Origin of the sequence: Aliarcobacter lanthieri, from assembly GCF_013201625.1 — a bacterium.
Classification (GTDB): domain Bacteria; phylum Campylobacterota; class Campylobacteria; order Campylobacterales; family Arcobacteraceae; genus Aliarcobacter; species Aliarcobacter lanthieri.
Genome location: NZ_CP053839.1, coordinates 1,157,594 through 1,172,396 on the forward strand (window position 1 = coordinate 1,157,594; position 14,803 = coordinate 1,172,396).

Consider the following 14,803-nt stretch of genomic DNA (forward strand, 5'->3'; position numbering starts at 1 on the left):
ATGATAAGAAAAACATTATTGATAGGATTAGTTTCAAGTATATTTATTTTAACAGGGTGTGCAGAGAAAAACAATACTGAAAATGTTGGCTTAAAAAAAGTTTCACAAGAAGAAAAATTTATAAAAATTGATTCTTTATATGAAAAAGAGAGAAAAGCTTTTCTTAGTGAGACTATGTACTCTCCAAAAATACCAGTAAAGACACCAGATAAAATTCTTAGAATACTTTTTATGCCTTATGTTGATGAGGATATGAACCTACAAACAGAGAATTTTCATTTTGTAAAAGTTGATGATGGAAGATGGATTTTGGGTGAATATCTTAATGGGCAAGATAGAACAAATAGTCCAAAGAATTTAACACCATTAAAGTAAAGGTTTAATATGAGCAACTTACCTTTAAATGAATGGTCAAAAATGTATGATAGAGAGAAAATTACAGATTATCTCTCTATTATAGATTATGACAATAAAAATAAAGTTTGGATAACAAATGATGGTGGCTTTGGATTAATTTATGATTGTAGCCCTTTAATTTATGCTAGTGACAATACAGCTAGTTCATTATTGTCAGCCTTGCAAGTTTTACCACAAAATGCTTATGTTCAAGTGATTTTATTTGCAAGTCCAAATGTAACATCAATAGTTGATAAATGGGAGTTTTTCAATACTAGGGATGAAGCATTATCAAAAGAGCTCACAAAAACATATAAGGAGTTTTTAGAGCAAAAAGTAAAAGAAGACATTACTCCTTCGTATAACTCTCCTCTTAGAAATTTTAAACTTCTTTTAACAGTTAAAATCGGTGGAAAAGAGAAATTAACACCTCTTTTTTCTGATATTTTTAAATTAAATGTTAAATCGTTTACTCAAATATTTAAAAAAGAAAAATCAGATGAAGAGATTGAAAATGATAGAAAAATTAATAATTTAGAGTTAAGAAAGAAATATTTAGATTTATTGACAATCAAATCTCAACTTGCTGGTTCTTTAAGACAAGCTGGTTTAGCACCTGAACATATAAAGCCAAATGAGTTAATTAAATTTTACTATGAAGTTTTAAATCAAAATCATGATTTTAGAGATACACCAAAATGGGATGGAAGTGATTTTAATAACTTTCTTTTTGCAAACGATAATACTGTAGAAGTTAAAAGTAAGGAAATTATTTGTGATAAAAAATATATAAAAACATTAAGTGTGAAAGAATATCCTGAAAACTGGAAATTTGGCGATATTATTAAATATACTGGGGATATTCTAACAAACCAAAATCATACAACACCTTTTATCATTACTATGAATATCAAAAAATTAAATGATATTGAAGGAAAAGATAAAATTTTTAGATCAGCTGCTGCAACAAATTCACAACAAATGCCTTACTCTTTATTCCCAAAATTGAGATTAATACATAAAGATCTTAATTATGGAATGGATAAATTACAAAAAGGAGCTGTTCCATATTATTTTACTATGCAAATAGCAATATATGGAGAAGATAGTGAGCAAGTTAATACTTCTTTTGGTCGAACAAAATCATATTTTAAAACATTAAGTTTTGGTTTAGAAGAGGATAACTATGTAGTTTTACCTGCATTATTGTCTATGTTGCCTCTTGGTTATGATAGTACTATTCAAGAATTTTTAGGCAATGAAAGAGGAAGAGTAGTATTTGCAGAAAATATTTCAGAATTAATGCCAGTTGCAGGTGAATTTTTAGGTCAAAAAATGCAAGTTCCTTTGGTATCAGCAAAAGGACAATTATTTGGAATAGATTTATTTGCAAATAAAGCAGGTGGTTTTAATGCTTTTACTATTGGAATGACTGGTTCTGGAAAATCTGTTTGGATGCAATGGTTAGCTTTAAATTACTATATTTCTAATAATAAAATTTGGATTATTGATATTGGAGGTTCTTATAAAAATATGTGTGAGTCCTTTGGTGGACAATATATTGAATTTGATAAAACCAATCCTATCTCTCTAAATCCTTTTACATCAATTACAGATAAAGAGATGCTTGATGAGTATATGGAATTTATAGTATCTCTTTACCTTTTAATTGGATTACCTAAGTCTAAAACATTATCTGATGAATGGGAAAAGTTAATGAAACTTCATCTTAATAATGCAATTGAATCAAGTTATATTAAATATGGGACTGATAGTTGTGTTGATACAGTAATAGAAAGTCTTGAGGGTATATATAGTAATACACAAGATAATAGGCTTAGAGATATTATTAGTCATTTATCTCTTTTTGCAACTGGAAAAATTTATGGAAAAGTATTAAATGGAAGATCTTCTGTTAATTTTAATTCAGATTTGATTGTATTAGAGTGTGGGCAATTAGAAATGATGCCTGATTTATTAAATCCTGTTCTTATGGTTCTTACTTTTCAAATATCTAAAGAAATATATCTAGCTGAATTAAATAAAACCAATCAAGACAAAAAGAATATTGTAATTATGGATGAAGCTCATAAGTTTTTAGGTAAATCTGAACATATAGAGATGTTTATTGAACAAGCGTATAGAAGATTTAGAAAACATGGAGCTTCTATGATTGTTGGTACTCAATCATATGAAGATTTACTTGGAGATGGTGGTTCTTATTCAAAAGCAGGTCGTGTAATTATAGATAATAGCTACTATAACTTCTTTTTGATGCAAAAATCTACTTCTAGAGAGAAGATTAAGAAATCTGGTTTGTATCCAATGAGTGATTATGAAAATCTTATATTTGATAGCTTAGCACCAGTCGATGGAGAATATGGAGAAGTTTATGTAATTACAGATAGATTTAGGGCTAAAGCGAGAGTTGTTTTAAATAAATTCTTACAAGCAATGTTATTTACAAATGCTGATGATAGGATGATTATTAACTCTTATATCGAACAAGGATTAAGTAGATTAGAAGCTGTAAAAGCTTTAGAAGAATATAAAAAAAGAGAAGGAAGATAAAAATGAGAAAAAATGAATGGATTAGTATTGTTGCAATAATGTTTTTTATATCAGTTGTTAGTGCTTTTACTACATTATTTATTTCCAATAAGTATTTTATTACAAAAATTAAAACAGTTTCAATGGTTGAAGTTTTGAAAGATACTAACGATGATAGCTATCAAAAGTTTTTAGATGGAACAATATCTCAAGATGAATATTCAAAATTAGTAGAAACTAAGATGATTAAAATTCAAAGTGCTTTAAATTACTTCTCTTCAAAGAACGATATTATACTTGTTGAAGAAGCATTAATAAAAACTGATAAAAATAGTTATATCTCTATAACTGAAGCTGTGAAGCGTTATGTTAAATAATATTAGAACAGTTTTAAAAAGCAAACTATTTTATACATTAGTTGTATTAATTTTTATAGTACCTTTTTTATATGAAAAACTACCTATTAGAGTTGATATAACTCAACAAAATAGTTTACCTCAAAAAATATGGCTAACTTATAGTGATTTAACTGTAGAGAGCGATTATGTTCTATTTATTCCTCCTAAAACAAAATATACATTGAGTTCTAATATAGAATATTTAAAAAAGATTTCTTGTAATGAAGATGATTTATTAGTTGTTGATGAGAATAGAGATTATTTTTGTAATGATAAATATATTGGAACAGCAAGTAAATATGATGGTAATAAAAACCTGATAGAGAATTTTGTGTTTAATGGAATTATTCCTAAAAATAAATATTTTGTTACAGGAACACATCCATTAAGCCATGATAGTAAATATTTTGGATTTATTGATAAATCTCAAATATTAAGAAAAGCTATACCAATTTATTGAAAGGATAATTTATGGTTTTAAATAAAATTGTAATAGTAATAATATCATTATCAGCTATACTATTATCTACTACTTATGAAATTAAAGAGCAAGATTTAATTTTAGAAATAGAAAATAAAGCTCCAGAATTAGAGAAAAAAATAGAAGAACAAAAAAAAGTTATTATTGAAAAGATTGATAATTTAACTGGTGAGACACTTTTTAGAGCTAAGGAAAATAGGACTAAATATATAGACCCAACTTATGTATTAGATAAAGATATTCCAAAATACAATAAGTTTGGCAATAAAGAGGGAGTATTATATAAAAAAGGTTATACCTTTAACCCTATAGATTTTATGAGTGTACTTCCACCTGATTTTATAGTGTTTAATGCTTGTGATTCATCTGAAAGTGAATATGTAAAAAATATAATGAAAGAGTATGAAGAAAAATCTAAAGATTATATGCTTGTAAATTCTGGTTGTAAAAATAAAGATCTTAAAAAAACAGAATTTAACTCTAAAGTATATTTTTTAACAAAAGAGATGAAAGATAAATTTGAAATAGAACATACAGTTTCTATTATATATATAGATAAAGATAAAAAAAGAATAGCAGTTAAGGAGGTTGTAGCAAATGATGAAAAAGATAATAATTAGTCTATTTTTTGTTATTGTAATGTCTTTAAAATTACAAGCTGCTGCTGGAACACCTGCAGCAGTTGCTGCTTGTAGTGCAGCAACAAAAGGAGCAACAAGTGCTGTTCAAATTCTAACAAGTACAATTACAACAATTTATAATATATTGCCAATAAAAATTGCAGGAATATCTTTGACACCATCTATGGGACTTGAAGATATAGGAGGTAAATCTTCTCCAGTTTGTATGTGTATGACACCATTTCCAAGAATAGGAATCCCTTTAGAACTATGGGAACCGAATGCTTTAATTGATGTTTCTAGTATTCCAAATTGTGTACCAACACTAGGAATGAGTTTACCAATTGGAGTAGTTGCAGGTAGTTCATTTCAAGAAATAAATAAAGAAAACACTCAAAATAAAGAGTCTTATCAAATTACATATATAAAATATCCTTTATTTAAAATGTTAAGTTTATTTCTTGATATTCTATGTTTAGATTTAGATGGAAGTATAGATATTGCATATTTATCTACAATAGATCCATTATGGCAAAATGATATGTGGTCGATAATAGTTAATCCAGATGCGTTTTTATTTGCAAATCCAATAGCACAGTTTGCTTGTATCCCTGATGCAGTTACCTCTCAGCTAGGTTTCCCTTTAGATCCTTTATATTGGTGTTTTGGAAGTTGGAATCAAACTTTTCCATTAACAAAATCAACAAGTGGGGTAACATCACCAGAAGCAGCTATGGCAATAGCATCAAAAACTCTATTTAAATTGCATAGACAATTTATGTTATGGGGAAGTATTGGTGATTTAGGTCTTTGTGGTAAATATCCAATGCCAATTATGAGAAAAAGTCAATATACAATGTATCCTGTTTATCCATTAATGACTCATCCCTTTAGAATTCCAATAGGAAGAACTGGAATGATTTGGAGTCCAGGTCAAGATGTTCCAGTTATTAATTCTCATGTTTGGTCTATTATGACTTATAAAAAAAGGAATTGTTGTGCACTATAAAATACTTATAATAGGTTTATTTTTATCTAATTTTTTATTTGCTGATAAGTTTGATGCAATTAAACAAATAGAGGATAATGCTTTTAAAAAAGGGCAAAAAATGGATTTGAGTTCTCTTAAAGAAAATATGAATAACCAAAATTTCAAGGATAGTATTTCAGAAATATATTCAAATGCTCTAAAAAATGTTGAAATAGAAACAAAGAGAATGCAAGGTGAGAATGTATTTCTTGAAAATATGAAACAAGACAGTACTAGGCTTACAAAAAAAGAGTTAGATTTTCAAAAATTTTTAGAAACTAATAGAATCTATATTTTTATGAGCGAAAGTGTTCCTATGAATATATGGCACACTTACGGTAAATTGATGAATGATCATAAACTTTATAATACGAGTATGGTACTAAGAGGTTGTATTGGTGGTAATTGTACAAAGATTGGTCCTACTGCTTCTTTTATCTTAAATTTAAAGCAATATGATAAACAAAATGAAATAAATCCAAATGTAATAATAGATCCATTGTTATTTAGAAAATATAATATTGAAAAAGCTCCTTGTGTTGTTTTTGCAGAAAATACACAAACTAGAGATTTATCACAATCAGAAGGAAATGATGAAAATTTCAATGCTAAAAACACATATAAATCTTGTGGTGCTTGGGATCTTATTTGGCATTTAAAAGAGATTCAAAAAAAGGCAAATAACCTTGAATTAGAACAAATAATAAAATATCTTGAACCTAAAGCGAGTTTATAATGATAAAAAAGATAATTTTACTATCACTTTTATTTTCAGGATATCTTTTTGCAGTAGAAACCACTTATGCTTGGGGTTATGGAGATTTATTGGTAGAAACTCTTAAAATGGTTAAGTATGTTTTTTCTATAAATGAATTTAAAGATATTTGGAAAGTTGCAGTTCTTGTTTCAATGATTGCAGCAGTTATTTCTATGTTATTCCCAAATCCTGATTATTTTAAGATACCAAAAGTTTTTTTCTTTAGTATGTTGATTTGGACTATTTTTGCTACTGCTAGAATAGATGTATATGTTGATGATAAAGTAGATAATAATAATTCTGGATTAATTAGAGATGTTCCTTGGGCTGTTGGTTGGCCACTTTCATTATTTTCAACTTTAGAGTATAGATTAGGAGTAGGATATGAAGTTGCAACTTCTATACCAAATGGTATGAAATATAGTAATAGTGGGTTTCTTACTCCAATATCTATTTTTAAACAATCAACTGGGCACAATATAATTACACCTTTTATTTTTACTAATCTAAATAATTATATTCATGAGTGTGTTATGCCTGACTTGGAAAATGGGTATAAAGATTATAAAACTCTTGTTGATTCTGAAAATGTTTGGGCATATATGGGAAATACTTCTCCTGCAACATTTATGTTATATTCTGATTCAGATAATAATACAAGCTTACAAACTTGTCCAAATGTTTATGTAACCTTAAATACTGCCTTACAAAATTATGTAGGAGTAGGTGGTGAAGGAATGGAAAGCTTAGGAAAATCTTTAGGACTATTAAGTGGAGCAGCAATTTCATCTCAACTAGGAGTTGCAAACCAATATTTACTAGGTACTTCAAAAACTGCTTCTCAAATGTTACTTCAAAGTACAGCAATAAATACATTTAGTGAGAGTTTTAGGAATTATACACTCATGAATGGAGCAGATTTGAATAATACTGCTTTTCATAGTGCAAGTGCTTCACAAGCTGCTGCTGCACAAATGATTGTATCAGGTGTATTAGGCAGTAGATATATCCCTGTTATAAAAGGGATTTTAACAAGTATAATTATGGGATTAACTCCCATATTGGCTTTAATGATGGTAACCCCTATGTTTTGGCAAGTTTTAAAAGGATATATTATGATACTTGCATGGTTGTCTTTTTGGCACTTAGGAGATACAATATTAAATCATATTATTATAACTAAAACACAAACTGCATTATCTAGCTATGGAGATGTTAAGTTTAATACAATAGGAATGATTAACTCAACAACAACAGATTATGTTAATATGGCGGCATCAATGTACTGGACCATACCAACAATAGCTTTATTAATAGTAACAGGGTTTAGCTTAGCTGCATTTGCTAGTTTAAATAATGCTATGACTACTAAACTCGATAGAACTGCTAGTGCTGTTGGTGGAGATATGGGTAAAGGTAATATGAGTTTTGGAAATGTTGGACATAATAGCTACAGTGCAAATAATGTTAGTGCGTTAGCCAGTCAAACTATGGGTAATTCTACTGAATGGAGAGATAATCACAATTCTTTTAAGTCAGGAAATGAAGCAAGTAGAGTTAATAATTTAAGTCAATCAAGTGGAACACAAGCAATGACTGGAGGTATAGCAGGAAATGAATCTTTTAACAATTTAATGGGTGGAATGGGCAACAATCTTGATTTTAATAATATAACAGGAAACTCTCAAGCAGCAGGAAAAGATATAAATGGAAATCAAATTTATCAAGCAACTAGTGCAATGACTCTTGGAGGAAATGGAGTAAATGGAACTCTTGCTTCTGGTGGAAGATATACACAAGATAAAGATGGAAAAGTATCTTTAATTGATGCTCAATTAGAAGCTACAAAATCGGATGGAACTTCTATTGTTTCTAAATTTAAAGGCGGAATTGAACAAGAAAGAACAATGACTGATCTTAATAAAAATACGATGGAAAGTACTACTATGGAAAATGGAATTGACAAAAGCTTTAAATGGACTTCAGGACAAGATTCTGGAACATTAATATCAGGTATTTATAAAGCAAAATCAAATCAAATATCAGAAATAACTGATGCCAAAATAAGTGGTTCAGATTTGTCAAAAACAGATAGTGGAATGACTACTTATTCATTAAATGATGTAAGGTCAAGTTTATCAGCACTTGGAAGACAAAATCAAGATACTAAAACAAATTCTATACAAGAGCAAGAACAAGACAGTAAAACAAAAGAAAGCTCTACTAGTGACTCAAAACAAGAATCTACGAAAGGTTCAATTACAGGACAAGCTTCTGTTGGACTTAGTACTCCTTTTGGTGGAGCTAAAGTTACTGCTGCAGCAGAGAAAGCAATTCAAGATGGACATACTGAAGTTTCTCTTGATAAGAATAGTAATACTATTACTTTCTCTGGAGGTAAAACAGAAGCACAAACATATACTGTATCTAATTCTGATATGGATCAATTACAGTCTAGCTTTGGTAAACAAACTTCAAATTCTTCTGGAATAAATGCTTCAAGAGATGTTAATCCTGAAAGAGTTAAGGAAATAGCAAATAATGCTCTTGCAAATGGTGAAAATTTAAATGATGTATTTAAATCTATTGTAGGAAATAAAGATACTTATCATAGTGGTAGCATAAAATCAACAGCAAATGAAGCACCAGTGTATGTTAATCGTATCCTTGAAGAACAAAAACCTAGCAGAAATTTTTCAGAAAATGAAATTTCTTCTGTAGATAAAAAAGAGTTGGAGTTAAAAAATCAAGGAAGTACTAATGAAAACAATAAAATTATAGATAAGGCTCTTTCATCTATATCTGCTGATGGAACTATTAAGAATCCAGATGGAGATTCTTCAAGTAGGTGGTCTAATGGAGGGAATAAAGTTTCATCTACACCTAGAGATTTGGTTTATAAATTAGAAGAGAATGGAGTTTTAACATATAATAGGACAAGTGGTAATAGTACAATAAATGATTGGAATTCTATACAAAAATTAGAAAAAGAAGAAATAAAACAACTCATTGATTTTAATGATTGGGGCAAAAATACAAATAATAGATTAAATGAACTTTATCAACAAAAACCTGATGGTAGCAATTTTAAAACAGATGCAAATTCTGGAGATATTGATCAAGCTAATAAAGGTTTAGTTGATGTAACTAAAACAATGGAAGTGAAAAAGAATCAAAATAATCAACCAGTTGAACAAGTTAAAGAAAAATAGGAGTAAACCTCCTATTTTATAGACACTTAAGTTAGATTTATTATTTTCTCTTTTTGGAATTTTTCAATATGTTTAACCATAATACCAGAATATGTATTTTCATCATTTAGAACTTCTTTATTTCCAAATAGTATAAATATTTCTTTGGCTCTTGTAACTGCAACATTTATCATATCAGGATCTTCTCTATTAAAAAATAGATTTGGTGTTTTTCCTATTTTTTCTTTATTATAAACAGAAGAAAATATAATTGTTTCTCTTTCAGAACCTTGATATTTATGTACAGTTCCTACTTTTATTATTGGTTCATTAGAATTATCTTTAGTTGAACCAAAAATTTCAATTATTTTTTGTTTTAAAAGATATTCTTGATTTGAAAATGGTGTGATAATACCAATTGAATTATAAAAATCTTCATCAGATATTTCTGGAATTATTTCATCTTTTGTGTTTAACACTTTTAAAAATCTATTAATATAGTTTTGTTTATGGTTTTTAAGAAAACTTATAATTTCTTCAATTTCTCCTATGTTTGTATTATTACTATAGGCTTCATGTTCATGTTCAATAAATTGAAGATTCTCCCAAGTCCTATCTTTATGTTGTTTTTTATAAGGTATAACTTCATTTGAATAAGAAATTTCATTAGAAATATTTATTATAGGAGTTTGGCATCTAAAATGTTCTTTAAGCCAAATATCACCTTCCATTTTACTTTCATTGTATGGTAAAAAATAGCTACAACAAGAATTTCCAATATGCATAGCATTGTTATTTTTCTTTAAGAATAATTCATTTTTTGTTTTAGAAGCACAAGAAAAAAATCTAGCAACATAATCAATAGCACTTTTTTCTTCAAAAAAATCTTTTAAAATTCTATTCTCAATTTTAGTATCATATGAAAAAACTGGTTTGAGCTGTTTTGTATCACCAAAGAACATAACTCTTTTTGCACAATTTAAAATTATCATTTTAGATGGAGGAATAGTCCCAGCTTCATCTATTAGCATAAAATTAAATATATTTTCTTGAATTTTATTATTTTCTTTATTTGATACAATTGTTCCAAAGCTATTACAAGTAATATTAATCAATGGAAATATTGGATAAATGTCATTAAAAGAAAAATCTGGATTACTATGTTTTTCTTCAACGATATTAATAAAATTATTATTAATTTTTATATAATACATTTTTCCATTTATTAAGGATTTTTCATTTTTAATAATATGTTCAACTTCGTATTTATTTAACTCTTTAGGATTGAATTGATTGTTAAAAGAATATATTGCATTACAACTACTACTAGAGCATTTAAAAGTTTCTTTTTCTTCAGTATAAGAAATAGATGATTTCTTGCAAACTGGGCACATAATAGTTTTGTTGCTAAACTGGTTGCTAATAATATTTGCATTCCACATATTTTGATTTGCAATAAAAAACATTGCTTCTAAAAGATGTAGTGCATAATAAAAATTATCTGTTCTTATTTTGGTGTCAAGTTCTGCATTTCTTTCTTTTAATGATTCTAAATTAAAATATAAATCTTTATATGAAAATAATTCTTTAATGTCTTTATATTCTAAAATATTTTCAGAAAGAATTTCAAAATCTGTGTCTATTTTAAACTCTATATTTCTTTTTTTATTCTCAAGTATATTTATAGACTCTTCATGTTGAGAAATTTTGATTTTACTTATATTTACATCACATATAATATTTGAAATTTTACTTTCTAATATTTCTAAATTATTTCTTAAATCCTTGATATTGTTATTATGATTTTTCTGAATAGTTTCTTCCAAATCATCTAAAAAGAATTTTTGCTCCCAAAATGTTTTATCTAAAAGTATAATGTCTTGTGTTGAAACTTCTCTTAGTTTTTCAATTTTCTCTTTTATTTTACCTTTTCTTAAAATTCCATAAGCAATTTTGTCAATTATATTAGATTCTTTTCTTATCTTAAAAATTGAGTTTTTTAAGTCTTCATTAATCTTTTCTTGCTCTTTTGTAAAAGTATCATTGTATTTAATTTTTAATAATTTATTGACTTCTTCGTACAATGGAGATTTAATAAAATCAATCAAGTAAGTCTCTTCTAATTCTATTTTATTGTTGATTGATTGAAGTTTATTTGTTTTATTTAAAATTATATTTTCAAAATTGAAATATTCTCCTTTTTTTAAATTTATTTCTTTTTTGTGATTTGATATTAAATCTTCAATATTTTTGTATTCATTTTGTAGTTTCTCAAATTCATTTAAAATGCTATTAGACTTAATTGATTCAGTTCTAATAAAATTTAATGTTGCTTTTATAAGATCTTCTTGAATTCCTTTTTGAATATATTTAACGATAATGCTTTTTTCAGCTTTTTCAAGGGCAACAACTTCAGCTTTAATATATTTTGTTAAGCTATTAATTTCTTTTATATTTTCATTAATCTTATTGAAGAAATATTTAGCTGCATCTTGTAAATCATCTAAAGTTCTTTTATTTGGTTTATCAAAAGATATTTGATTTCCACGAAATTTAAAATATTCATTAATAAATTTAGTTGGATTTTGAGAAATTAAATTACAAAAGCTTGAAATATCAGATTTTGTTAATTCATATTGAGTCTTTCCTTTACCTTTTATTGATGGGACAAACATAGTTTTTGTAAAATCAATTTTTTTATTTGTTATTTCAATATCATCAATCCATCTACAATATAAATTAGTATCCGAATATTTTTTTATTACGTCTGAAAATCCTTTTTCTATACCTTCAGAAACATTAGAAAGTGCTTGATTATTTGTTGATGAACAAACAATTGGCGTTGTAAATAAAATATTTTTGTTATCTAAATAATTTTTATATGTTTCAAGAGCTGATTTTACAGTATAATCACCAAATATAGATCTTAATAATGATGTTTTCCCAGTTCCAGGAGCTCCATTTACAGGAACTATTTCTTTTCCTTCTAAATAGCAACTTAAAGCTTCTCTTTGTGTCTTTGCAAGTGGGTAATCTTTATCAAAAGAGCCAAAATGATTTGAATATGAGTTGATTATTTTATTAGTAGATATTATTTCATTTTCATCAATTGTAATCGAAGGAAAATCCATTTCCTTTCTTTTATGTACATTGAAATAAGATTTTATCAAACTATTTATATTTTTATTTTCAAAAATAGAATTATATATTTTAGTTAATCCCATATTTAAATTTTGTGGGATTCCAATGATAAATTCATTTTGTAAAAATTTAACATTACTTTTATTTTTTAAAATATTGGTTTCTGGTAAATTATTAAAATAAGTATATATCTCTTTTTTAACTTCACAATGTGTTTTAGTGTTAATTTCAGGTGTGTCTAGTGAATATGGTTCAAGTAATTTTGAATTAAATATCAAATATGGTGATATTTCAATGTCTAATGCTATCTTATTTTCATCAGGAGTTAGTTCAATTTCTAGATATTCTTTTATTTTTATAAAAATATTTTCTGGTGTTAATAGTTTAAAATTATTGTCATAAGATGGAAAAAGCATTACAAAACAAGGCACTAGATTACTATATTTATTGAATGGATTTTCATCTATTAAGTTATATATTATTCCATATTGAAACAAATTATTATCACTAGAAAATGCAAATTTTTTATGTTCGTATATCTCTTTATCTGAACTGTTTTTATTTAATTTTTCTCCATCAAGATTTGTAGCTTTTTCTAAAAAACAAATTTTTTCAACAAAAATATCAAGATTATTACCATATGCAATATCTATAGGAAAATAATCATTTTTTATATCTTTATCAAGATTAAAATAATGATTCTTTTCTAAAGCATCACTATATGTTTTTTCAATAGAATCTATTAAGCCATACTGCGACAATGATTTTTCTTTTAATGAAATTCCTAAAATATTATCTATCTTTAAAGTTAAATCATAATATTTAAATAGATTATTTAAAAATACTTCGTTCAATTATTTTCCTTGTTAATTTTATTATTCGTTGCTAGATGTACCATATTCATTTCCGCCAACATCAATTAACCCTCCATCAACCATTGACAAACCAGTTGTTGGATTTATGATCATATCCATAGTACTATTTTCATCATCAAGAATATTATAATTAGATACTTGGTTAGTATTATTTTCATCATTATTTCTTTTTTTTATTTCATTGTATTTTTTTATTACTTCATCTTCTTCGTTTGAAGTACCATTAAGAACAATAATAATTAATAAAATAAAGCAAAGTGCTATTGTAGTTAAAACCATAATAATTCCCCTAGATTTTTAATTGACTTATACTATCAAATTCTTGTTTAATTGATGTTATCTTACCAATTGTCATATTTACCTCTTAAATCTAAATATATTACTAAATAAGTAATTTATTTGTAATATTATTATAAATAAAGTAAAATGTCAAGAGTTAATTTACTTATTAAGTATTTTTAGGTAATATTACTTACTTAATAAGTAAGGTTTAAAATGCATAATGAGATATTTGTAGAATTATTAAAAAAATCAGAATTAAATAAAAAAGAATTTTCTGAAAAAACAAAACTTGCATATAGTACGGTGGCTAATTGGAGTACAACAAACAATGTACCAGAATGGGTAGAATCTTGGTTAGAAAATTATGCTAAAGCAAAACTTGCAGATAGAATAATAAATGCAATTGAGCCCTATGTACCTATTAAAAATAAAAAATGATATAACTTCATAGCAACAAAAATTATTTAGATATTATGCTAACTTTAGAATCAAAAAGGAAATATTTATATTGAACAGTTTAAAATTTTTTTCAGCAAAAAGATTATCAAGTTACACAAATGAAGAGCAACATAAGAATAACTTTATATTAGTACAAAAAATTACTCCTAAAATTGGTATATTAGAAATTTCTACAAGAAATATTGTATCTTCAATTTTAGGAATAAGTAATGATACTTTTATCTCAAAGCAGACTTTTGGTTTTTGGGCCAAGATAATAGAAGATGAAAAAATTCATAATCAAGTTTTGAATTTATATAAAATTTCATTAAAGAAATATTCAAAATTCAATAGAAAAGATAAGTTGCTAAATTATCAAAAAGTAAAGATTGTATATAATCTTTTAGTTATGCTTAGAAATAGGGCTTTTCATTTTGAAAATCTTTATAAATTAAATCCAAGTAATACTCCAAGAATATCTACAAAAGTTGGAAAGACAATTGTGGGTATAGACCCTGATAAAATAGAAATTTTTATAGATGATATCTTAGATTCTTTTGATGAAAATTTGAAAAGTTATATAGAAAGTGGCGGATAATAAGCTCCGCCGTGAATTTCATTAGAATTATAACATAAAATATTAA

The 14,803-nt window shown here is 26.3% G+C and carries 12 protein-coding genes; 10 read left to right on the forward strand and 2 right to left on the reverse strand.

Features of this window, described 5'->3' with window-relative positions; genetic code table 11:
• From ALANTH_RS05855 to ALANTH_RS05890, 8 genes are read left to right on the forward strand one after another with little or no spacing between them, the layout of a single operon-like run.
• The gene (locus ALANTH_RS05855; RefSeq protein ID WP_157833596.1) at window positions 1-375 is read left to right on the forward strand and encodes a TraV family lipoprotein; all 375 of its coding nucleotides are present in this window, start codon (window positions 1-3) and stop codon (window positions 373-375) included.
• Window positions 376-384: 9 nt separating this feature from the next.
• On the forward strand, window positions 385-2,967 hold the full coding sequence (locus ALANTH_RS05860) for a TraC family protein (RefSeq protein WP_026807741.1): 2,583 nt from the start codon (window positions 385-387) through the stop codon (window positions 2,965-2,967).
• A 2-nt stretch (window positions 2,968-2,969) separates the two neighbouring features.
• The gene (locus ALANTH_RS05865) at window positions 2,970-3,323 is read left to right on the forward strand and encodes a hypothetical protein (RefSeq protein ID WP_026807742.1); all 354 of its coding nucleotides are present in this window, start codon (window positions 2,970-2,972) and stop codon (window positions 3,321-3,323) included.
• On the forward strand, window positions 3,313-3,804 hold the full coding sequence (locus tag ALANTH_RS05870; RefSeq protein ID WP_051583621.1) for a S26 family signal peptidase: 492 nt from the start codon (window positions 3,313-3,315) through the stop codon (window positions 3,802-3,804). Before ALANTH_RS05865 ends, ALANTH_RS05870 begins: the two co-directional genes overlap by 11 nt.
• A gap of 11 nt (window positions 3,805-3,815) precedes the next feature.
• Window positions 3,816-4,445 carry a hypothetical protein gene (locus ALANTH_RS05875; protein ID WP_026807743.1) on the forward strand — a complete coding sequence of 210 codons (630 nt, stop codon included), beginning with the start codon at window positions 3,816-3,818 and terminating at the stop codon, window positions 4,443-4,445.
• Window positions 4,423-5,454 carry a TraU family protein gene (locus ALANTH_RS05880; protein ID WP_051583622.1) on the forward strand — a complete coding sequence of 344 codons (1,032 nt, stop codon included), beginning with the start codon at window positions 4,423-4,425 and terminating at the stop codon, window positions 5,452-5,454. The genes ALANTH_RS05875 and ALANTH_RS05880 overlap by 23 nt, the downstream gene beginning before the upstream one ends.
• Window positions 5,444-6,211 carry a TrbC family F-type conjugative pilus assembly protein gene (locus tag ALANTH_RS05885; protein ID WP_026807745.1) on the forward strand — a complete coding sequence of 256 codons (768 nt, stop codon included), beginning with the start codon at window positions 5,444-5,446 and terminating at the stop codon, window positions 6,209-6,211. The genes ALANTH_RS05880 and ALANTH_RS05885 overlap by 11 nt, the downstream gene beginning before the upstream one ends.
• Window positions 6,211-9,444, forward strand: a complete 3,234-nt coding sequence (locus ALANTH_RS05890) for a conjugal transfer protein TraG N-terminal domain-containing protein (protein WP_026807746.1) — start codon at window positions 6,211-6,213, stop codon at window positions 9,442-9,444. Before ALANTH_RS05885 ends, ALANTH_RS05890 begins: the two co-directional genes overlap by 1 nt.
• Window positions 9,445-9,470: 26 nt before the next feature.
• On the opposite strand, the gene ALANTH_RS05895 is transcribed toward ALANTH_RS05890, so the two are convergent.
• Entirely contained in the window at window positions 9,471-13,418 is a 3,948-nt protein-coding gene (locus ALANTH_RS05895; RefSeq protein ID WP_051583626.1) for an AAA domain-containing protein, read from the reverse strand.
• A gap of 21 nt (window positions 13,419-13,439) precedes the next feature.
• A complete protein-coding gene (locus ALANTH_RS05900; protein WP_026807747.1) occupies window positions 13,440-13,718 on the reverse strand; it encodes a hypothetical protein in 279 nt (92 codons plus the stop codon).
• A 216-nt stretch (window positions 13,719-13,934) separates the two neighbouring features.
• Here ALANTH_RS05900 and ALANTH_RS05905 point away from each other — a divergent pair, with 216 nt between their 5' ends.
• Window positions 13,935-14,159 (forward strand): hypothetical protein, encoded by a 225-nt coding sequence (locus ALANTH_RS05905; RefSeq protein ID WP_026807748.1) that lies wholly within the window; start codon window positions 13,935-13,937, stop codon window positions 14,157-14,159.
• Window positions 14,160-14,229: 70 nt separating this feature from the next.
• Complete coding sequence (locus tag ALANTH_RS05910; RefSeq protein WP_026807749.1) at window positions 14,230-14,757, forward strand: hypothetical protein; 528 nt, start codon at window positions 14,230-14,232, stop codon at window positions 14,755-14,757.
• Window positions 14,758-14,803 lie beyond the last annotated feature (46 nt).

Coding starts and splice junctions, on each gene's coding strand:
- ALANTH_RS05855 (WP_157833596.1), top strand. CDS start 1: ATGATAAGAAAAACATTATTGATAGGATTAGTTTCAAGTATATTTATT.
- ALANTH_RS05860 (WP_026807741.1), top strand. CDS start 385: ATGAGCAACTTACCTTTAAATGAATGGTCAAAAATGTATGATAGAGAG.
- ALANTH_RS05865 (WP_026807742.1), top strand. CDS start 2,970: ATGAGAAAAAATGAATGGATTAGTATTGTTGCAATAATGTTTTTTATA.
- ALANTH_RS05870 (WP_051583621.1), top strand. CDS start 3,313: ATGTTAAATAATATTAGAACAGTTTTAAAAAGCAAACTATTTTATACA.
- ALANTH_RS05875 (WP_026807743.1), top strand. CDS start 3,816: ATGGTTTTAAATAAAATTGTAATAGTAATAATATCATTATCAGCTATA.
- ALANTH_RS05880 (WP_051583622.1), top strand. CDS start 4,423: ATGATGAAAAAGATAATAATTAGTCTATTTTTTGTTATTGTAATGTCT.
- ALANTH_RS05890 (WP_026807746.1), top strand. CDS start 6,211: ATGATAAAAAAGATAATTTTACTATCACTTTTATTTTCAGGATATCTT.
- ALANTH_RS05900 (WP_026807747.1), bottom strand. CDS start 13,718: ATGGTTTTAACTACAATAGCACTTTGCTTTATTTTATTAATTATTATT.
- ALANTH_RS05905 (WP_026807748.1), top strand. CDS start 13,935: ATGCATAATGAGATATTTGTAGAATTATTAAAAAAATCAGAATTAAAT.